Origin of the sequence: Vibrio sp. V39_P1S14PM300 (assembly GCF_009904765.1) — a bacterium.
In the GTDB taxonomy this organism is placed as follows: Bacteria; Pseudomonadota; Gammaproteobacteria; order Enterobacterales; family Vibrionaceae; genus Vibrio; species Vibrio proteolyticus.
In genome coordinates, this window is record NZ_WXWP01000337.1 from 1 (window position 1) to 20994 (window position 20994).

Below are 20994 nucleotides of genomic sequence, written 5' to 3' on the forward strand. Positions count from 1 at the left end.
TTTTTTGTTGTTTTTATCATTAATATCAATTTATTAGATATGACACGCAAACTGATTTGAATCGAGGACGACTGGCTCGCGAAAGCCACATTTACCGTTATTTGAACGTTGACGAGATTTGATATTTTTGTGAGGTGCACTCAAAAAAAATGCAACTCACTCACGGCGTTGAGTGGTTTGTCTGAATGCACGCCTCACAGAAAGAATGTTCATCGATGATTAATTATGGAGAAACAGGATGAATTCTCAACGTTCACTTTTGGCGGTGGCGATTGCTCTTGGGTTAGCGGCATGTGGTAGTGACAGTAGTGGCTCCGAAGCAGGAAATACGGACGGTGGGCAGAGCGCAACGTACTCGCTCAGTGCCAAAGCCGCAGACGGGTATTTAGTGGGTGCCAACGCGTGTCTGGATATCAATAACAACAAAGTTTGTGATGACGGTGAGCCTGCCGCCGTCACCGGAGACGGCGGCGAGTTTTCTCTCGATGCTCTGACGCAGACACAGCTTGAGCAAGGGGTTGTACTGATTGAAGTGGTGGCTGGACAAACCATAGACACCGACAACCCGGATGTGGTTCTGAGTCAGAGTTACACCCTGAGTGCGCCGCCGGGAGCGACGTTTGTCAGCCCGCTCACCACGTTAGTCCAGCATGAGATTGAAAACGGGCGCTCTCTGGAGCAGGCCACGGCAAGCGTTCAGGAAACGCTGGGACTGAGTCTGGATCTTGGCCGTGATTACATTGCGGCCAAGGCGTCAGCGGAGCTGACTGCTGAACAGCAAGCGGACTATGAGACGCTACATCGCGTGGCGCAGGTTACGGCTTCGATAATGGCGGAAAACCACGAGGGGCTGGCGCAAGTCGCGGCAGGGGAAGGCATCAGTGCGAAGGCGCTGGCGTCATTGATCAACGAAGAAGTCAGCCGGGTACTGACCACGGTGGTGAGTGAAATTGCGACGGCGGGTGATCAGTTTGCGGCGCACACGATCGCCTCCGGCATCAACCGTGATCATATTGGGTTGGATCGCTCGAACTTGGTGGAAAAGATCAAAGCGCATCAGGCTGACAAGCAAGCCGTTAGCGCGGATCTTGCGAAGCTGCTCTCGTCTGGTGGCCTGTATTGGCTGGACGGCGAAACTGCCGATCATGAGGCCCGCTCTGTACAGTATGGTAAGCTGTCGCTGAGCCGCGATGGCGAGGTGGAAGACGCTAAACAGGTTTTTGATTATGCCCGTGGGCAATTTGTACCCGCGGAGCCGAAAGGCGATCGTGGACAGATGGTACTGACAGATCAAGGCTGGAGCGCCGAGGACGACACGGTTGTCCAGGTTCGAGTGCTGGACGATAATGCACTGGAACTGGTGAAGGGCAGCTCGGTTCTGAATGAAATTATCACCGCCAAGCAGTTGAATGTCGGTGGCGTGAATGTGCGTACCCTGTTGCAAAGAGAGGGTGGTAACGGTGTCTGGGCGGATGTGTTGCCCACAACACTGACGTTCCCGGATAACATGAAAGCGTACCAACTCACCAGCAGCAACGCGAGTCACGGCTTTTACTCGTTTAATAAAGGCCGTTGGTGTGATGAAGCGAGAATGGCTGAACTCAACGGTATGTGTAATGGGCTCAGTGCCTTTAAAGATGGCCAGGATACCTGGCTGACCACGTTGGCCGCCACGGCCTCACAAGATGAGAGTAACCGCGCTGGCACGTTTGCGAATGCCGATCTGATCCCGATGGGCGGTGTGGCAACCGGAGGAGTGTATGCCCAACTGCTGAGTGACGGCCAAGTGGTGTACTACTCCATGCCTTGGGACTGGAGCACGCCGTATGCGCGCTACGACGCCACCGGCACCTGGCAAGATATTCGTGTCAATGGGGTTACTCTGCGAGAAGTGACACTGCCGGTTTTACTCGCCGCTCAGACCACTTGGAGTAACTTTAACTCTGCCGACAATAAAGCCTACCTGTCTGTGGTCGATGATTTCGTGCGGGTTACGCATTTTGTGCAGGCGCACAGCGGCGGAGAGGAGTACGTGTTTGACCGTGAAGGGATGCGTTTTCTTCTCGATAATTACGCACAACCGATGACATTACAGGCGTGTCTTGATGGATTGCCAGACGCTGGATATACGGCTCAGATCGGTGATCGGCTGGTGTACGCCGTACAGCGCTCAGTACCGTGGCAGAATGACGGCGCGATGACGGATTTTGTTTATCGTTTTGAGCATGCTGGCAGCCAGTTTTCCTGGTTGACCGACAGCAACGTGACAGGCTTGCCTGCCGCATTGGGTCAGGCTGGTCTGACCCAAACCGTGGTCACCGGCTATGATGCAAAAGGGAGCCACGTGTTTACTGAAGAGCAGTATCAGGACGCGGACTTTTTCTTGGTCTGAATGGACACGATCCGGTGCAAACCGAGCGGTGGGGCAGCGTTAAAGTGGTCTTGCCAGCATCGACCGGAAAAGAGCAGGTCAAACTGGGCGTGACGACCTCATACGGTCAGTTTGCGACGGTGACACTTGGCCAGATCCTGGACGCAGTGGAAGAGACGCCGGTTGAGCAACTGACATCACGCCGCTTTACCTATGGTGAGAAATATCTGGGGAGCGAGCGTGTCACCGTGGCCGCCGGCACGTTTGAAGCGTGTAAGGTGTACAGTGAAACCGTGTTCGCTGATGCGACGGACAAGGCGACGGTGTGGATGACGAACCGTGGTGTGGTGAAGCAGTGGCGCCAGGAACCTTCCTGGGAGGCGGAAATTCACATGCAGGCGACCAGTTTACCGGCTGTACGTTAAGTCGCCACGAGAGCAAAAAGCCAGCGTAATGGCTGGCTTTTTTGCTTTAAGGGTAGGGATGTTGCACGTCAAAAACCCATCAATTGCAACAGATTTTCTGCGGTGCGGATCGCCTCTTTCCGGTTGGCGATATTGAGCTTCTGGTACAGGTTACGGATGTGGGTTTTGATTGTCGTTCCAGCCACATCCAGTTCCTGCGCAATCTGCTCATTACTGAAACCGGAGTAGATCAGACCGAGTACCTGCCACTCTCGCTGCGTCAGCGGGCTGGTGCGCACCAGTTCCGGAATATTCGGATGGTTGACCAGCTTTTCAACAAACTCCTCATCGAAATGCACAGAGCGGCTGCGCTGAGTGGTGGAGATGTCTTTCATCAACTGCTGAGCGCGGTGACGTTCGAGATCGCCGAGTTCGGCGCGGCTGGTAAGGCGTTCAAGCAGATGACCAATTTTGGCACCGTCGACGAGGAAATTACCGAGAATGCCGGTCTGGTTGGTCATCTCCAGTGCTTCTTTCAGCTTGCTGCGCGCTGTGTCTTCATCGCCACGGGTACTTGCCATGACGGCTTCAACGATCAGGTTGCGGTTGATGTCTGTCACCAACTGATATTCCTGCGCTTCCTGCTGCAAAAAGGCCAGTGTTTCTTCCGCCTTAGCAAATTCACCGAGATTGATGTAGGCGCGGGCAATATTGCGCCATTGCAGTTGGGTGAAGTGGTTGCAGGCTTTTTGTGGCCGGCTGGTGGTGGCCAGCCACTGCTGGATGGCATCAAGATCCCCGCGTGCCTGCCAGAACAAGATAAGCGACAGAGAGGCGTTGGCGGTCCAGTCCACGTGGTAGGTGGATTGCTTCATCAGGTGGACAATCTGATCGATGAATTTTGCGGCTTTGTCGAGTTCACCACGGCCTATGGCGATACGTGCCAGCATCGAATAACTGTGCAGGTGTTTGCTGGGATCGTGATTGCCAAGCACATCCAGACCTTTGTAAGCGCACTCTTCAGCTTCATCCAGGCGGTTCCAGCACCACAGAATTTGAGCGCGGATGCGCAGTAGGAATTCGTGCAGTGGAACCTGTTGTAAGTGTTGCTCTTCAATCAGTTTAAAGGCGTTGTCTTGCACCTCATACGCGGCCTGAACGTAACCTTGCGCGATCAGAATTTCGCTTTGCTGCAGCATGGCCCACAGCGCCTGGTGGTAGACCTGATACTGACGCGCCAGTTTTTCGGTCTGTTGCATCATTGGCAGGGCGCGGCTGAGCTGCCCGAGCACGTGATTCACCTCGCCAACCACAGAGGTGGCGACAATGCGGCTGCGGTAGATGGTATTGTCCAGCTGACTGAGCGCCAGTTCAGCCAGCTCAAGTGCGTTTTCCGGTTCGTTCTGGTTGATGGCAACCTGAGCCCGCAACGCGTTGAACTCCCCTTGCTCTTTGGTACTGAGTACCACGTTAAACGCGCGCATCTGTTCATCGGCTTTGCGCAACAGATCACCGACATCATTGTAGCGGTGCTGACTTTGTGCCAGCCAGGCCTGCAACATACACAGTTTCGGTTCACTGTAGAGCTGCTCCGGGGTCAGGGACTCTATCGCCGCTTCCAGCGTTCGCAGTTCACCACCATTGAACATCTGCCAACCGTACTGGGTGACAATATCGGCCACCAGCTGTGAGTTGTCGGCTTTCTGAGCGTGACGCAACGCTTGATGGGGCGCATTTTGTGCCAACCAGGCGCTGGCAGCGGCTTTATGCAGCTCCAGCTCTTTTTGTGGCATGCGCGCCATGCGTTCGTGAGCGAGAAATTCGCCAAACAGATTGTGGAAGCGGTACCAGTTCTGTTCACCTTCCAGCGGATGAATGAAGAGACCGAAACGGTTGAGCGATTCAATCATACTCAGGGCGTCATCGCGTCCGGTCAGGGCACAGACCAGCGCATCGTTAAAGTTGTCCAGTACCGAACACTGCATCAGAAACTGACGGGTTTCCAGATCCAGCAGATCAAACACCTCTTCGACCAAGTAGTCCCACAGATGCGCATTATTGAACTGGGAAACGGATTCCATCGACTGGATCAAGGTTCGCTTTTGATGCTGCGCTTGTAATGCGATCAACTGCAACGCAGACGGCCAGCCCTCCACATAAGAGCGCAGATTGTCGGCGGTGGTATCGTCAATCCCATCACTGACCCGTTGATTGAAAAAGCGGGTGGTTTCTTCGGTGTCAAATGCCAGCAATTCATGACCGATCTCGATCATCAGATCGCGGACACGCAAATTGGCGGTGCCTAAGGGAGGCGCCGCTCGACTGGTGACCACCAGCGTCAGATTATCCGGCATGTGCTTGAGGAAAAAGCGCATGGCTTCATGGATATCGTCGTCGGCAATCAGATGATAATCATCCAGTACCAGATAGCACTCCTGATGAAAGTCCGACATTTCACTGAACACTTCGCCAAACAGAGAGTGCGGCGAAGAGAACTGGCGTTTCTCCGCCAGTTTCTGCGCATTCGGGCAGGAAAAGTGGGTGGCTTTGTTCAGTGCCTGCAGCATGTAATTCATAAAGCGGAACGGGTCGTTGTCGCTTTCGTCGATGCTGTACCAGCCGACATTCGGTTTGTCCGACAGCCACTGGGCTGCCATGGTGGTCTTACCGTACCCCGCTGGGGAGCGGAATAGCACCAGTTTATAGCAGGGTGCCTGCTGTAGCAGCTCGAGAACCCGCGGGCGAACAATGGCGTTATGCAGGCGTCCCGGCCGGGTCAGTTTAGAAGGAATCCACATGGTTGAATTTCAGCCCCTAATTAAATCAGTCCTCAAGGTCAGTAGAACTATCTACTGACCGAATTATTAAGATGGTACTGGAAGTCGCTGGTGACGGTTATTGATCGAGGACGAGATTTTTGCTCGTTTCACAAAATTGGTGCTTCTACGCCCTGTAAATGTGAGTTTGATCAAGTTTGTTTGGCTTTGAATCGTCCCTTTGCGCCATTGGTTACACCGGTTTGGTGGTTGGCGATGCGAAATGACGCCTTAATATGTGATCTGTGTAGTATTCTGCTCATTTGTGTATTTTTCCTTCAACCTGCGCGTCACACTCTGAATGTATGCTCAATGCGTTGGTGTTGTGATCTGACTCACTGCTGCGTTTGTCCGATGGCGGCAGTTATGAGAGTTGGATCACTGAGTTGTGTTGTATCCGCCCTCTACGCCCTGAGCCCTCATCCTCCTCCTGCCAAAGTTTAGGAGGATGTTTCGATTGCACTGTCGATGCACGATACGTCTCAGATGGATTAAAACTAAAAGTAAGTGAGATTTCGTCATGAAACCTGCGCAACAGAAACACTTTGATAAAGCTTCTTTCCAAGCGAGTGTGAAAAAGCACCTTTCTGCGACCTACGCAACCACCGTTGAGCATGCGAGCAGCCGGGCCTGGTATCTGGCTATGGGCCGTGCCTTAGCGGAAATGACCACCTTCGACATGCTGCAAACCGAACAAGACGACAAGATCCGTCATGCTAAGAGCGTGAACTACCTGTCGCTTGAGTTTCTGATCGGCCGTCTGACCGGCAATAACTTGATCAGCCTCGGATTGTACCAACAGATCACCGATGCTATGGCAGAGCTGGGGCAGAGCCTGACCGATCTGCTGGAGGAGGAACGTGATCCGTCACTCGGTAACGGTGGTCTGGGTCGTCTGGCGGCGTGTTTCATGGACTCGCTGGCAGCTCAGGAATTTCCGACCGTCGGTTACGGCCTTCACTATGAATACGGCCTGTTTAAGCAGTCGTTTAAACAGGGTCATCAACAAGAAGCACCGGATGCCTGGTGCGGGGTTGAGGGTTACCCGTGGGAAGTGGCGCGTCCGGATTTGGCGCAGGAAATCGGGTTCTACGGTCACGTGGATGTTTACCAGGAGAATGGCAAAGAGAAACGTCGTTGGGTACCGGGGATGTCTGTAAAAGCCATGCCGTGGGATCTGCCGATTGTCGGTTATGAAAGTGACACGGTGTACCCGCTGCGTTTGTGGGAATGTCAGGCGATCGCTCCTTTTTCGCTGGAGAGCTTTAACAATGGTAACTATTTTGAAGCGCAGCACGCCTTGATTGACGCGGGTAACATCACCAAAGTGTTGTACCCGAATGACAACCATGAAAAAGGCAAGACACTGCGTCTGATGCAGCAGTACTTCCACAGTGCTGCGTCGGTGCGTGATATCCTGCGTCGTCATGAAGAAGCAGGCCATACCCTGGCTTCGCTGCCGAAGTTTGAAACCATCCAACTGAACGATACACATCCGACGATTGCGATCCCAGAGCTGATGCGCATTCTGCTGGATGACAAATCACTGTCATGGGAAGACGCGTGGGCGATCTGTTCTAAAACGTTTGCCTACACTAACCACACTTTGCTGCCAGAAGCACTGGAAACCTGGGACGAGTCTCTGATCCAGCGTCTGTTGCCGCGTCACATGGAAATCATTTACGAAATTAACCACCGCTTCTTGCAGGAAGTTCGGGCGAAATGGCCGGGCGATGTAGCCAAACAGCAAAAACTGTCGATCATTCAAGACGGTTTCCACCGTATGGTTCGCATGGCCAACTTGTGTGTGGTCGGCTCTTACGCAGTCAACGGTGTTGCGGCGCTCCACTCTGAACTGGTCAAACGTGACCTGTTTCCGGAATTTGATCAACTGTACCCAACCCGCCTGCAAAACGTGACCAACGGCATCACGCCGCGTCGCTGGCTCAAGTTCTGTAACCCAGGCCTGTCAGCTTTGATTTCAGAAAAGATTGGCGATCAGTGGCCAGCAGATTTGGATCAGCTGGAAGCGATCGCGCAGTACGCCGATGACACCAGATTCCAGCAACAGTTCATGGCGGTGAAGAAGCAGAACAAAGAGCGTCTGGCGAAATGGGTCAAAGACAACATGGGGATCGATCTTGATACTAATGCGATCTTTGATGTGCAAATCAAGCGTCTGCATGAATACAAACGTCAGCACCTGAATATGCTGCACATTCTGTCGCTCTACCACCGCTTGATCAACGATCCGGACTTTGACATGGCGCCGCGCGTGGTGTTTTTCGCGGCGAAAGCGGCACCGGGTTATCATCTGGCCAAAGAGATCATCTACGCCATCAACAAGATTGCCGATAAAGTGAACAACGATCCTCGTATCGGCGGCAAACTGAAAGTGGTGTTCGTTCCGGATTACCGCGTCAGCATGGCGGAAATCATCATTCCGGCGGCGGATGTGTCCGAACAAATTTCGACGGCGGGTAAAGAGGCTTCGGGTACCGGCAACATGAAGATGGCGCTCAACGGAGCATTGACGATAGGGACGATGGATGGTGCCAACGTTGAGATCCGCGAAGAAGTCGGCGATGACAACATCTACATCTTCGGTCTGGAAGTGGATCAGGTCGAAGCGCTGAAAGCGTCCGGCTACAACCCTTATGACTACTACAACGCGGACCCGTTGCTCAAAGCGTCGCTGGATCTGTTGTTGGGGGATGAATTTACTCCGGGCGAACCTGGCAAGCTGAGAGCCACCTATGACAGCCTGCTCGACGGCGGCGATCCATATCTGGTGCTGGCGGACTTTGCCTCTTATGTCAAAGCGCATGAGGACATGGACAAACAGTACCGCGAACCGGCGGGCTGGGCGAAGAAAGCGATACTGAATACCGCATTGGTCGGCAAGTTCAGTTCCGACCGCAGTATTCGCGATTACGTGAATAACATCTGGAAACTGGAAGCGGTTCACCGTTAATCCAAATAAGCCAAGGCTCGAAGAGCCTTGGCTCTGTCACTTATAACGATACAACTGATCACAGATCATAACACCCTACATTTGAAGGTTATTGCAGTCCTTCGGAGAGAGCGATGAAAGAACATAATGCATTAAAACAAGTCGCTGAAATGGCGAGACTGGCCGACAGCTACGTGAGTGCGTGGGGAGACGAAGCGAAGGTTGAGGATGAAACTCTCCTTCGCTTGCTTGCGTCTTTGGGCTACGACACCACCAGCGACGATGCCCTGCTGAAATCTGCGGAGAAAAAACACCGCAAAGACGTGCTGGACCCGGTGCTGGTCCTGCGTGATGGTGAAGCGGTGGAAGTACCGCTTTACTTGGGCGTGAGTGCTCGTGAAAGCGAGTTCAGCTGGCGTCTGGAAACCGAGCAGGGAGAGGTACTTGAAGGCTATCTTCAATCACAAATCGTTCGCGATGAACGCAATGAGGGTGGCCCTTTAGTGTTTGCATTGTCGGGGGATCTGGCGTGGGGCTACCACAAGCTGTTTATTTCCCGTAAGCGTCGTAAATCACCGTATGAAATGACGTTGATCATTGCTCCTCAAGCCTGCTACAAGCAGTCGCCGATGCTCGCCGGCAAAAAAATGTGGGGACCGAGTGTGCAGCTGTACACCCTGCGTACTCAGCATAACTGGGGGATTGGCGATTTTGGCGACCTGAAACAGTTGGTGTCTGATATCGCATCACGCGGCGGTGACTTTGTCGGCCTCAACCCGATTCACTCCCTGTTTCCGGCGAATCCGGAAGGCGCGAGCCCGTACAGCCCGTCGTCACGTCGCTGGCTGAACATTCTGTACATTGATGTCAGCTCGGTGGCGGAGTTTGCGCTCAGTGCTGAAGCACAGCAGAAAGTCGGCAGTGCCGACTTCCAACAGCGTCTGCAAAAAGCCCGCGATTCACACTGGGTCAACTACACCGAAGTGGCGGCGCTGAAAATGAGCGTTCTGCCGATGTTGTTCGCCGAATTTAAAAAGCGTCATCTGGAGAAAAACAGCGATCGGGCCCGCGCGTTCCTGGCCTTTGTGGAAGAGGGCGGTGACAGCCTGCTGCATCAGGCGGCGTTTGATGCGCTGCATGCTGATTTGCATGCCCAGGACATGAGCGTCTGGGGCTGGCCGGTGTTTCCGGAAAAATACCGCCGCTTTGATAGCGTTGCGGTGCAGAAGTACATTGAAGAACATCAGGATCAGGTGCATCTGTATATGTACCTGCAGTGGGTGGCGGACACACAAATCAACGAAGCACAGCTGCTGGCAGAAGAAAAGGGGATGTCGGTTGGTTTGTATCGCGATCTGGCGGTGGGTGTGGCCGATTCCGGTGCTGAAACCTGGGCCGATGACGGTAATCTGATCCTTGACGCCAGCATCGGCGCGCCGCCGGATGTTCTGGGTCCTCTGGGTCAGAATTGGGGGTTGCCGCCACTCAACCCGCAGGTGCTGCAGGCGACCGGTTACGATGCGTACATCAAGTTGCTGCGTGCCAATATGAAACATTGTGGTGCGTTGCGCATCGACCACGTGCTGGGTTTGCTGCGTTTGTGGTGGATTCCAAAAGGTGAAAACGCCACCAAAGGTGCGTACATCTACTACCCGGTCGAAGACATGTTGGCGATTCTGGCACTGGAATCTCACCGCCACCAGTGCAGCGTGATCGGTGAAGATTTAGGTACGGTGCCGGATGAAATCGTGGACATTCTACGTGACGCCGGAGTGCATTCGTACAAAGTGTTTTTCTTTGAAACTTCCAAAGAAGACGGCGGTTATATTTCTCCGAAGCATTATCCGGTGCAGTCGATGTCGGCACTGTGTACCCACGATATGCCGACTCTGCGTGGTTTCTGGCACTGTGACGATCTGAAAATGGGTCAGGAGCTGGGATTGTACCCAGATGAAGAGCAGCTCAAAGGTCTATTTGATGACCGCCTCAAGAGTAAGCAGGGGATCCTGGACTCGGTGGCGGGGCACGACAATTTGCCATCCGGTATTGGCCGCGATGCGCAGTTCGTGCCGATGGATAACTACCTGGCGGAAGCGCTGCAATTGCACGTGGCATCTGGCGCATCAACATTGCTCAGCGTTCAGTTGGAAGACTGGCTTGAAATGGACAAGCCAGTCAACATTCCAGGAACGGTGAACGAGTATCCGAACTGGCGTCGCAAACTGTCGATGAATCTCGACGAAGTGTTTGCCAAGCCGGAAGTCAATCGAATCGCTCAGCGTTTGACCGACGTGCGCACCAGCGCGTCTAAGTAACCCCCAACTGGCAGGGAGGCGCTGTTGGGCAAATCCCTGTTGGTTTCCGCCAGATGGGCAATTTCCTCTGGTGACGGGCGGTGAGATGGAAAAATATCGGCTGTGTCACTCAATGCGTGCACTGACTTCGATAAGATAGACAAACGCTAGATAAGCCCGCTAAATAGCGGGCTTTTTATCAAATGGAAGAGATAAACGCCTCCGCAGGACAGCCAGGTTAGGGAGAAAGAATTTGAAGAAAAGCAACAGCATTGATAACAAAAAAACACACGCCTATAACCAGCTTTCTCAAGCGGCCTTTGCTGACCCGTTTGGTTTTCTAGGGCCGTATCTGACGGTTGAGCAGGGCGCTTTGCGCGTGTGGATGCCGGGGGCTGATCGCGTGTCTTTGGTGATTGAGGGCGAAGACAGAATTGAGCTAACCCGCGAAGATGCCTCCGGATTCGTTTTGAAACCCGCACGTGATCTGAGATTCACACACTATCAACTGGCGGTTGACTGGGCCGGGACGGAACAACTGCTGGATGACCCGTATCAGTACCATGAATTGTACGCTGAATATGATGATCTGCACACACCGAAACACATGTATCATCACATGGGCGCACAGTTCGTTACGTTAGAGCGCGGTGGTCAGTCGATCGACGGTATCCGCTTTCTGGTCTACGCGCCGCACGCGTCGGCGTGCAGTCTGATCGGCAGCTTCAACAATTGGGATGGTCGTCGTACCCCGATGCAGCGCCTGGACTACGGTGTGTGGGGGATATTCATTCCGGGTCTGGAAGAGGGAGCTCAGTACAAGTTCGAACTCAAGGGGCCTGACGGAAAAGGCCTGCCGCATAAAGCGGATCCATGGGGCTTTCAGGCTGAGCAGTATCCGTCGTTTGCTTCGGTGACCTACAACCACCAACGTTATCAATGGCATGATGCCAATTGGCAATCCCGCCCAATCAGCGAAAAACGCAAACAGGCGTTGTCGTTTTATGAGCTGCATGCCGGTTCGTGGAAACGGGATGACAACGGCGATTTTCTCAACTATCGCCAATTAGCTGACCAACTGATCCCATATCTGGTTGATCTGGGTTACACCCATGTTGAGCTGATGCCGGTTTCTGAGCACCCGTTTTACGGCTCCTGGGGCTATCAACCGGTCGGACTGTTTGCCCCCACCAGCCGTTACGGTTCACCAGATGATTTCAAATATTTTGTCGATCAGTGCCACCAGGCAGGCCTTGGGGTGGTACTCGACTGGGTTCCGGCGCATTTTCCATCAGACGATCACGGTCTGGCGGACTTTGATGGCACACCGTTATTCCACGACCCGGATCCGCGCCGTGGCTGGCATCAGGACTGGAATTCCTATATTTATGACATGGGGCGCGAGCACGTCCGTCGCTTCTTAGTGGCCAATGCGTTGTACTGGTTTGAACAATTCCACATCGATGGTATTCGAGTTGATGCCGTGGCTTCCATGCTGTATCTCGACTATTCCCGTAGCCATGATCAATGGGTGCCGAACGTCGATGGCGGTAATGAAAACTACGATGCAATAGCGACATTGAAATGGATGAACGAGGAAGTGTACAAATACTTCCCGAACGCCATGACCATTGCAGAAGAGTCGACGGCGTTTCCCGGCGTGTCTGCCCCAACCTTTGCTGGTGGCTTAGGTTTTGGCTTCAAGTGGAACATGGGTTGGATGCATGACAGTCTGGCGTACATCAAAGAAGATCCAATCCATCGTAAATATCATCACGATACCATCACGTTCCCACTGGTGTACGCGCATAGTGAAAATTACGTTTTGTCGTTGTCACACGATGAGGTGGTGTACGGCAAAGGCTCGATTCACAACAAGATGCCGGGTGACGAATGGCAGCAGACCGCCAACTTGCGTGCTTACTATGGTTATATGTATGGTCAGCCGGGCAAAAAACTCAACTTCATGGGCGCTGAAATAGGTCAGACAGGTGAGTGGAATCACGATGACCAGTTACAGTGGTTCCTGCTGCAATTTGAGCGCCATCAGGGCGTTCAGGCTCTGATTCGTGACTTGAACCATATGTATCGTCAACAACCCGCGCTGTTTGAGCTCGACAGTGAGCCTCGTGGGTTTGAGTGGCGCTTGCAAGATGAAGCGAAAATGAGCATTCTGGCTCATGAGCGTATCAGCGAGCACGGCGAGCGGATTCTGGTGGTGACCAACTTCACCCCAGTACCTCATGACGTATTCCATCTGGGTATGCCGGTGGCGGGGGAGTATCACCTGCTGCTCAACACCGATGATGCTAAATACCATGGCAGCGGCTATGCGGTGTCGCAACAATTACGTACCGAGGCGGTTGAAAGTCAGGGTCTGGCGCATTCATTACCACTGAGCCTTCCACCATTGGCGACGCTGTTCTACAAACTGCAATAAGCTGAACTAACAAAGAAAAAGCCCGATTTATACTGTAAATCGGGCTTTTTATTCGTTGGTGAAACTACACCGCGATGGTTTACGCGGCGCTGTGTTGCATCGATTTACTTTGTGACTTTACGAAATAGACACAGCCAGCCAGCACCAACAGAGGGAGCACTGGGTCGAACCAACTACCGTGCGTACCGAACAACAGGTTAAGGACCATCACCAGCGTGCCACCGATGGCCCAGGCTATCGTGGTGGGCACGGTCCAGATGACCAGTTGCTTGCGCACTTCCGTTACGCCCATCAAGCGGTTGACTATGTGGAACAGGCTGTCGTTGAAATAGCCGGCAAACAGGCTGCCCATCGTGGCGGCAGAGGCTGCAAACAGCATGTTGATGCCTTGCATTTCGGCCAGAACCGGGGCGGAAATGGAGGCGGCGGTGATCATCGACACCGTGCCGCTGCCCTGAATCACCCGTACCAGTGTGGCGATAATAAACGGGATCATAATGGGTGAAATCGACAAGGCCGCAATCTGGTTGGCGATTTCGGCGCCAGCGCCGGATTCACGCAACACACTGCCGAGTGCGCCACCGGCTCCGGTAACCAACAGGATGATGCCTGAGGTAGAAATCCCTTCTTCCAGTTTGTGGGTGGTGGTGGCTTTATCCAGGTACGGAGTCAAGGTGTAGACGGCCAGCAACGTGCTGATAGACAGCGCGATCACCGGGTGACCGAGGAAGCTGATCGTTGCGCCAGCGGTGCTGTCCGACAGGCCCACGATGCCCAGCTGTTTTTCTGCCAGCGACATCAGAGAGTTAATCAGGATCAGTATAATCGGTACCACAATCGGCATGATCGACTTGGTCAGCGACGGCAGATTTTTCGAGGCTTTTGATGCCATGTAGTCGTCATGCACTTTTTGTAAATCGTCTGACTCCTGTGCCAGCGGCGGCGGTGTCATGTACTCCGGAAAGTGATTTTCCAGCCAGCGAGCGTACATCACTACGCCGTAGATGCACGGCAAGGCAATCAACAGACCTAACCCAAGCATTGAGGCAATATCGACACCGAAGATACTGGCAACACCAAGAGGCCCAGGTGTTGGCGGAATACAGTGGTGCGCGACCACCAAACCACCGGCCAGTGCCACGGTCAGCGTCAGAATTGAACGCTGAGATGTTTTCGCCAGCGACTTGGCAATGGGGTAGAGAATGATGAGTGCGCTGTCGACAAACACCGGAATACTGACAATATAACCGGTGATCGCCAATGCCATCTCTTCCCGCTTTTTGCCGAGCCATTTAATAAAGTGGTAAGCGATAGACTCGCCAGCGCCGGAGGTCTCCAGAATCGCGCCCATCATTACCCCGAGCCCGATCACAATACCGATGCCGCCGAGCGTGCCGCCAAAACCTTTGCTGATGGCGGCCATGGTTTCATCGACACTCAGACCGCCGATCAAACCCGCAATACAGGCAGCACCCAGCATGGCAATCAGAACGTGAACACGCGTACGAAGCACCAGGTAGATCAACACAAACACGGCGATAATCAAACCAATAACGGAAATAGGTAACATCACACGGCCTCCTGTTCTGCGATTGGGTACTGGCTCAGGTAGCTCGCCAGAATTGTCGGGAAGTCGCGGTCAGCTTGAAAACCCAGCGCCCGTTCTTTGTCGTTGTCGAAGGCTTGAGGCCAACTGGCCACAATTCGTTCGATTGCTGGGTCGGTTTCGTTACTGACCAGGGCCAACCGCTGCGGGCCGGCCACATCTGCCAGTGCCGCCAGCATTGTCGCTGGTGTGACCTGAATGCCGGGTAAATTGAAGGTGCGAAAACCCGTGATATGTTCGGCTGATAGCTGACTGGCGTGAATAATATTGTCGATCACCGTGCCGGGACTGGAAATCCATAATGGCAGATCCTGTCTGACCGGGCAGTTGGCGCCTTCGCCTTTCAGTGGCTCACGAATGATGCCACTTACAAACGATGAGGCGGCCTTGTTGGGTGTGCCCGGACGGATACAAATCGTGGGCAGGCGTACGCTGATGGCATCGACCAGACCGCGACGCCCATAATCATTCACCAGCAGCTCGCACATGGCTTTTTGAGTGCCGTAGGATGAACTCGGCTGAGTGGCCGTCATTGGTTCAATCACGGCAGGAAGTTGTCCGCCGAACACCGCCAGTGAACTGGAAAAGACAAAGCGGATGGCCGGGTTAGCCTGACGGCACTTTTCCAGTAACAGTTGGGTAGCGGTGAGATTGACTTTAACGCCCAGATCGAAATCTTCTTCTGCGTGGCTTGAGACGATCGCCGCGAGGTGAAAGACATGGGTTGTCTCGGTATCAATGAGTCCTTCAACGTCAGCCGGATTGGTGATGTCTGCCACCACAGACACAATGCGGCGGTCGGTTTGTGCGGATTCTGCCAGCACCACCCGGTCGACGACCTTCAATGATGTAATGTCGGGAAAACGACGGAGTAAGGTTTGGGTCAGCATGGCGCCCAGAAATCCGGCGCCACCGGTAATAACGATGTTCATAGGGTTATCCTTGTCGTAATTGCTAGTGTGTACTTCCTGTTATAGGTATGGGGTTAACCAGCCCAGGCCTTCTTGTGTGCCTGATTTCGGGTTGTATTCGCAGCCTATCCAGCCGTGATAGCCAGCGCTGTCCAGCGCGGCAAAGATGTGCGGATAGTTGATTTCTCCTTCTGAGGGCTCGTGACGCAATGGAACTGAAGCAATTTGCACGTGGCCGATTACGGGTGCCAGATCGGCGATCATGCGCGTCAGGTCGCCATCCATAATTTGTGCGTGATAGACATCAAACTGCAGCTTGACGTTGGGGTGTGCAATACGCTCAATCAACTGAGCAGCATCGCGTTGATGCGCGATCAAATAATGGGGAACATCCCGGCTGTTGAGCGGCTCGATCAGCAGAGTGATATCGTGCTCGGCGAATTTATCCGCTGCGTAGCGGATGTTACTGACAAACGTTTCCAGGTGCTGGGCCCGGCTGTAGCGCGGATCAACAATGCCGGCCATGGCGTGTACTTTCGGGCAGCCCAGCGTTGTGGCGTAGTGCAGTGCGGTGTCGACACTGTGGCGAAACTCTTCTTCACGTCCTGGCAGTGCCGCGATACCGCGTTCGCCGTTGTCCCAGTCGCCTGGTGGCAGGTTAAACAGCGCTTGTTCGAGCTGGTGCGCTTTCAACTGATGTGCCAGCGCATCGGCCTCGTAAGCGTAAGGGAACAAAAATTCTACCGCTCTGAACCCGGCTTGCCGAGCCAGAGCAAAACGTTGCAAAAATGGCTGCTCGGTGAACAGCATGGTTAAATTGGCAGCAAAACGGGCCATTATTTCCCCCTTCCTTTCAGATCATCGACTTCCGCATCAGTCAGATAACGAATAGTCTGACCGCGAAGCATCAGTGCCAGTTTGGCGGTTTCTTCGAGCTCTTCCGCGTTGTCGACGGCATCACACAGATCGGTCCCGGTGATGACCGGACCATGGTTGGCGAGCAAGAACGCCCGGTAGTCAGCTGCCCGGTTGGCGAGCTCAGTGGCAATTTGAGGATCCCCTGGCCGCAGATAAGGGATCACCGGTAACTGTCCTATCCGCATCACATAGTAGGGTGTGAATGGACGGATCGCGTTGTTCGGGTCCAGCCCTTCCAGGCACGATAAAGCGGTCAGATATGTCGAGTGAAGATGCACGATCGCATTGCAAGCGGGCTGGTTGCGATAGATCGCCAGATGGAAGGCGATCTCTTTCGAGGGACGATCTCCCGAGAGATGCTGGCCATCAATATCCACCACGGACAGCGTGTCGGCGTTCAGGCGACCGAACGACGAGCCGGTTGGTGTGGTGAGAAATGTGCTGTCCGGCAGCTTCACAGAGAGATTGCCGGCACCGCCCGTGGCGTAGCCGCGTTCAAACATTGAGCGGGCTAGGCTGACCATCTGTTCTCTTAATTGTTGCTCAGTCATGGATAAACCCTTGTGCGCTAGTAAAGAAGTGTTCATCACCGAAGTTGCCGGACTTCAAGGCCAGTGATAGCGGCTGATCGATGGCTTTGACCCAAGGCACTCCGGGGGCGATTTGCGGTCCGATGTAAAAACCTCCGACGTTCAGGCTTTGAGTGACCACACCCGAGGTTTCCCCTCCGGCAACGATAAAGTTGCTCACGCCATGCTGTTGCAGGCGTTGTACCAGATGGTGGAAAAATTGCTCTACCGCCTGGCTGGACGCCTGGGCACCAAATTCAGCCTGAATCGCGTGCAGCGTGTGTGGCTGTGCAGTGGCGTAGACCATTGGCGCCAGTGGATCGTTCAGATGGGAGATCACCCAGTCCAGTACCTGTTCGATATAGGCCGGCTCACACAAACACTGTTTCACGTCCAGTGCAAAGTGAGCGGCTTGAGACTGATAGGCGGCGACCTGGCGATTCGTCATGACGGAGCAAGAGCCGGACAGAATGACAGTGCTGCCTGAACCAGGTTGTCCGGCTTGCATGGCCACAGATTGATCCGACAGCGCGTTCGCCCAGTTTTGCGCGATACCAGCCGCCAATCCGGATCCGCCAGTGATCAGCTTCAGCTCGCGGCATGCACGCCCGATCGATGCCAAATGTGCATCGTTGAGTGTGTCGACCACAGCGTAGCGGTAGCCTTGCTGTCTGAGTGCATCGAAACGTGCCGCGATGGTCTCAGCGCCCTGCTCAATCTGCTGATAGTTGACTAATCCGGCCCGGCCTTGTGCCTGCGCTTCCATCAGACGCATTAAATTGGCGTCTTTCATTGGCGTGACCGGGTGGTGGCGCATGCCGGACTCGTTGAGCAGCTCGCCCTGAACAAACAGGTGTCCCTGGTACACGCTGCGGCCGTTGACGGGCAGTGATGGGCAGATAATGGTGAACGATTCCCCCAGCTCATTGAGCAGTGCATCGGTTACCGGGCCGATATTGCCCTGTGGCGTGCTGTCAAACGTGGAACAATATTTGAAGTAAAACTGCTGGCAGCCTTGCGCTTGCAGCCAGTGCAGCGCTTGGATCGAGAGCGACACGGCCTCGTTGACCGGACAGGAACGGCTTTTCAGGCTGATCACCACCGCATCGGCGGTTAGTGACATCTCTTGCTGAGGAACGCCGTTCAACTGAATGGTTTTCATGCCATTGGCGACAAGAAACCCAGCGATATCCGTCGCACCAGTGAAATCATCTGCGATGACACCTAATAACATGGGATTACTCCTTCGTTGGTAATGTGATGCCTGGAAAAATTTTAATCACGGCACTGTCGTCTTCTTTGCCATGACCTGCGTTACTGGCGGTGGTGAACATATTGAGTGCGGTACTCGCCAAAGGCAGTGGGAAATGGAGCGATTTGGCGGTGTCGGTCACCAGTCCCAGATCTTTCACGAAGATATCCACCATGGATTTGGGGGTGTAATCACCGTCCACCACGTGTTTCATCCGGTTTTCGAACATCCATGAGTTACCCGCTGCGTGTGTGACGACGTCATACATTAAATCAAGTGGGATATTGGCTCGTGCGGCCATTGCCATGGCTTCTGCCCCAGCCGCGATATGCACACCGGCCAGCAATTGGTGGATAATTTTGACGGTTGATCCCATGCCAATCTCTGCGCCCACGGTGTAAACCTGACTGGCGACGGCGGACAACACGGACTCCAGTTGCTCAAATACGCTCGGAGCGCCAGCCGCCATGACGGTCAGTTCTCCGGCGGCGGCTTTGACGGCCCCACCTGATATGGGCGCGTCTAACATCGGCAGTGAATAATCGGCCAGATCTGCCGCGATCGATCGGGCATCCTCTGCCGAGATAGTTGCACACACCATGATCGGAGTCGACGGTTTGAGCGCTGCAGCCAGGCCCGATTCGAACAACACACGGCGAACCTGCTGGGCATCCACTACCAAAACGATAACGGCGTCCAGGTCGTGAGCAAATGCGGTCGCACTGGTTGCTGTGGCGGTAGCGCCACTGGTTGCCAGCGTTTCCAGCGCTTGTGGGTTTACATCCACACCGTAGACGTCAAAATTGGCTCGGAGGCAGGACTGCGCGACACCCATTCCCATGGAGCCCAGCCCTATCACGGCGACCGATTGTACTTTGTGCATCGCACCATCCTCTTTTGTTATAATTTGTGAATTAATGTTCATGTTTGTGATTCTAGCTATTGATTGAAACATTACTGCCATGTTCATCACAAAAAATAACATTGACTAAATTGTCACTTGTGAGGATGTGTGAATAAAAGACTATAAGTTGGTCCTGAACAGCTAATAACAATGAGTTAGAGAGAATGTGTTTCTCAGGTTTAACAAATATTCACATCGATGTTCGATAACGTGTTATGCTTTTGCCAGTTTGATTACCACAGAGTAAAAGAAATGATTCCTGCCGAACGTCAACGCGCCATTCTGGCGTTGCTGAGTAATCAGCAAGTGATCAGCATTAATGAACTGACGCAGCAACTGGATGTGTCACACATGACCATTCGCCGTGATATTGCGAAGCTGGAGGCCGATGGACGAGTTATGTCGGTTTCAGGAGGTGTGCAACTGACTGAGTCGATCCATATTGAGCTGCCGCACGACGACAAGATTGCCAAGCAGCGGGAGGAAAAAGTCAGAATCGGTCAGTGTGCTGCGGAGTTCATTCGACCACACACCACAATCTATTTGGACGCAGGTACGACTACGCTTGAGATTGCCCATCAACTGACGCAGCGGCATGATCTCACGGTGATTACCAATGATTTTGCAATTGCGGCTTACCTGATGGCCAATTCCGACTGTGCGCTGTACCACACCGGGGGAAAAATTGACCGTTTTAACCAGTCTTGTGTCGGCGACAAAGCCGCCAGCCTGCTCCGGGAGTTGAATATCGACCTGGCGTTTGTGTCCACCTCGTCGTGGAATTTGCGTGGAATTTCCACACCGAGTGAAGACAAGGTTTTAGTCAAAAGGGCGATTATTGCGGCGGCGCAGAGTAACTACCTGGTGAGTGACTCTTCCAAATATGGTCGGGTAGCGCCCTTTCATGCTGTGGACATAAGCTGTTTCGACAAAGTGATTACCGATCCACAGTTTCCCCAAAGCTGCATTCAGGATTTTGCTGAACGCGGCGTTGAGGTCGTGATTGCCTGAACGGCACTGCTGCTTGTTATTGGGCGGGTTGTTGATTGAGTTTATAAATGATGGTCTTCAATTGCGCGGATTCCATCAACGAAGCCTTCAGGCTGCTGAGTTGACGATCATGGTCGGCGAGATCACGGCTACTTTTAGACAGAAAGGTGGTGTAGTTTTTCTCTTCTTGTTTGCACATTAACAGCGACAGGTAATAAAGTTCATCGCCACTTAGCCCAAGGTGAGTGGATTCGTCCTGCTTTTTCAGGACACAGGATGAAAATGCGATATCCGGCGGTACGTCAACACTGTTTGCCACGGCCGTTTGTGCAGTTACCCCCAGTATCAGGCAAAGAAGCAGCGGAAAGGAGCGCATTACAGAAACCCTATTGCCAGGTTAATAATACCGGACCAGAATGCTGAGCCTGCAAAGCAGGCGAACATGTTGCGGTCCAAGCGAATTTGGCTGCGTTGCCCTTTAGATTCACGAAAAAACAGGTTGAGTGGAGTGAGTAAAACCAGTAGGGCAATATACCAGCCCCACGACCATTCGATGTATTCGTACA

General features: G+C 53.5%; 15 protein-coding genes. 6 read left to right on the top strand and 9 right to left on the bottom strand.

Annotation, left to right across the window (positions count from 1 at the left end):
* Positions 1–238 precede the first annotated feature (238 nt).
* Positions 239–2392: a hypothetical protein gene (locus CAG65_RS17525; RefSeq protein WP_161454450.1), complete on the top strand. Its 2154-nt coding sequence runs from the start codon at positions 239–241 to the stop codon at positions 2390–2392.
* 14 nt (positions 2393–2406) lie between these two features.
* Positions 2407–2796: a hypothetical protein gene (locus tag CAG65_RS17530; protein WP_161454451.1), complete on the top strand. Its 390-nt coding sequence runs from the start codon at positions 2407–2409 to the stop codon at positions 2794–2796.
* A gap of 68 nt (positions 2797–2864) precedes the next feature.
* Here CAG65_RS17530 and malT read toward each other — a convergent pair whose 3' ends face one another.
* Positions 2865–5573: an HTH-type transcriptional regulator MalT gene (gene malT, locus CAG65_RS17535; RefSeq protein WP_021706721.1), complete on the bottom strand. Its 2709-nt coding sequence runs from the start codon at positions 5571–5573 to the stop codon at positions 2865–2867.
* A gap of 538 nt (positions 5574–6111) precedes the next feature.
* On the opposite strand from malT, the gene CAG65_RS17540 reads away from it, so the two are divergent.
* From CAG65_RS17540 to glgB, 3 genes are all read left to right on the top strand, one after another.
* Positions 6112–8565 carry a glycogen/starch/alpha-glucan phosphorylase gene (locus tag CAG65_RS17540; RefSeq protein WP_021706720.1) on the top strand — a complete coding sequence of 818 codons (2454 nt, stop codon included), beginning with the start codon at positions 6112–6114 and terminating at the stop codon, positions 8563–8565.
* Positions 8566–8678: 113 nt separating this feature from the next.
* The gene (gene malQ, locus CAG65_RS17545; protein ID WP_161454452.1) at positions 8679–10859 is read left to right on the top strand and encodes a 4-alpha-glucanotransferase; all 2181 of its coding nucleotides are present in this window, start codon (positions 8679–8681) and stop codon (positions 10857–10859) included.
* Between the two features lie 232 nt (positions 10860–11091).
* Positions 11092–13278, top strand: a complete 2187-nt coding sequence (glgB, locus tag CAG65_RS17550) for a 1,4-alpha-glucan branching protein GlgB (protein WP_161454453.1) — start codon at positions 11092–11094, stop codon at positions 13276–13278.
* Positions 13279–13357: 79 nt separating this feature from the next.
* Here glgB and CAG65_RS17555 read toward each other — a convergent pair whose 3' ends face one another.
* From CAG65_RS17555 to ltnD, 6 genes are read right to left on the bottom strand one after another with little or no spacing between them, the layout of a single operon-like run.
* On the bottom strand, positions 13358–14848 hold the full coding sequence (locus CAG65_RS17555) for a GntP family permease (RefSeq protein WP_021706717.1): 1491 nt from the start codon (positions 14846–14848) through the stop codon (positions 13358–13360).
* Positions 14848–15816, bottom strand: a complete 969-nt coding sequence (denD, locus tag CAG65_RS17560) for a D-erythronate dehydrogenase (protein ID WP_161454454.1) — start codon at positions 15814–15816, stop codon at positions 14848–14850. Before denD ends, CAG65_RS17555 begins: the two co-directional genes overlap by 1 nt.
* A 39-nt stretch (positions 15817–15855) precedes the next feature.
* Positions 15856–16632, bottom strand: a complete 777-nt coding sequence (gene otnI, locus CAG65_RS17565; RefSeq protein ID WP_021706715.1) for a 2-oxo-tetronate isomerase — start codon at positions 16630–16632, stop codon at positions 15856–15858.
* The gene (gene otnC / locus CAG65_RS17570) at positions 16632–17264 is read right to left on the bottom strand and encodes a 3-oxo-tetronate 4-phosphate decarboxylase (RefSeq protein ID WP_161454455.1); all 633 of its coding nucleotides are present in this window, start codon (positions 17262–17264) and stop codon (positions 16632–16634) included. Before otnC ends, otnI begins: the two co-directional genes overlap by 1 nt.
* Positions 17257–18516 carry a 3-oxo-tetronate kinase gene (gene otnK, locus CAG65_RS17575; protein WP_161454456.1) on the bottom strand — a complete coding sequence of 420 codons (1260 nt, stop codon included), beginning with the start codon at positions 18514–18516 and terminating at the stop codon, positions 17257–17259. The genes otnC and otnK overlap by 8 nt, the downstream gene beginning before the upstream one ends.
* 4 nt (positions 18517–18520) lie before the next feature.
* The gene (ltnD, locus tag CAG65_RS17580) at positions 18521–19417 is read right to left on the bottom strand and encodes an L-threonate dehydrogenase (protein WP_161454457.1); all 897 of its coding nucleotides are present in this window, start codon (positions 19415–19417) and stop codon (positions 18521–18523) included.
* 273 nt (positions 19418–19690) lie between these two features.
* On the opposite strand from ltnD, the gene CAG65_RS17585 reads away from it, so the two are divergent.
* On the top strand, positions 19691–20449 hold the full coding sequence (locus CAG65_RS17585) for a DeoR/GlpR family DNA-binding transcription regulator (protein WP_161454458.1): 759 nt from the start codon (positions 19691–19693) through the stop codon (positions 20447–20449).
* A 16-nt stretch (positions 20450–20465) separates the two neighbouring features.
* Here CAG65_RS17585 and CAG65_RS17590 read toward each other — a convergent pair whose 3' ends face one another.
* Together CAG65_RS17590 and CAG65_RS22295 are read right to left on the bottom strand one after the other, a co-directional pair.
* Positions 20466–20804 carry a hypothetical protein gene (locus CAG65_RS17590; protein ID WP_021706710.1) on the bottom strand — a complete coding sequence of 113 codons (339 nt, stop codon included), beginning with the start codon at positions 20802–20804 and terminating at the stop codon, positions 20466–20468.
* Positions 20804–20994, bottom strand: a 191-nt coding sequence (locus CAG65_RS22295; RefSeq protein WP_237668847.1) for a hypothetical protein, incomplete at its 5' end; no start/stop codon positions are given. The genes CAG65_RS22295 and CAG65_RS17590, both read right to left, overlap by 1 nt.

Coding starts and splice junctions, on each gene's coding strand:
- otnC (WP_161454455.1), bottom strand. CDS start 17,264: ATGACTGAGCAACAATTAAGAGAACAGATGGTCAGCCTAGCCCGCTCA.
- ltnD (WP_161454457.1), bottom strand. CDS start 19,417: ATGCACAAAGTACAATCGGTCGCCGTGATAGGGCTGGGCTCCATGGGA.
- CAG65_RS17555 (WP_021706717.1), bottom strand. CDS start 14,848: ATGTTACCTATTTCCGTTATTGGTTTGATTATCGCCGTGTTTGTGTTG.
- CAG65_RS17525 (WP_161454450.1), top strand. CDS start 239: ATGAATTCTCAACGTTCACTTTTGGCGGTGGCGATTGCTCTTGGGTTA.
- otnI (WP_021706715.1), bottom strand. CDS start 16,632: ATGGCCCGTTTTGCTGCCAATTTAACCATGCTGTTCACCGAGCAGCCA.
- malT (WP_021706721.1), bottom strand. CDS start 5,573: ATGTGGATTCCTTCTAAACTGACCCGGCCGGGACGCCTGCATAACGCC.
- CAG65_RS17590 (WP_021706710.1), bottom strand. CDS start 20,804: ATGCGCTCCTTTCCGCTGCTTCTTTGCCTGATACTGGGGGTAACTGCA.
- denD (WP_161454454.1), bottom strand. CDS start 15,816: ATGAACATCGTTATTACCGGTGGCGCCGGATTTCTGGGCGCCATGCTG.
- CAG65_RS17540 (WP_021706720.1), top strand. CDS start 6,112: ATGAAACCTGCGCAACAGAAACACTTTGATAAAGCTTCTTTCCAAGCG.
- otnK (WP_161454456.1), bottom strand. CDS start 18,516: ATGTTATTAGGTGTCATCGCAGATGATTTCACTGGTGCGACGGATATC.
- malQ (WP_161454452.1), top strand. CDS start 8,679: ATGAAAGAACATAATGCATTAAAACAAGTCGCTGAAATGGCGAGACTG.
- CAG65_RS17585 (WP_161454458.1), top strand. CDS start 19,691: ATGATTCCTGCCGAACGTCAACGCGCCATTCTGGCGTTGCTGAGTAAT.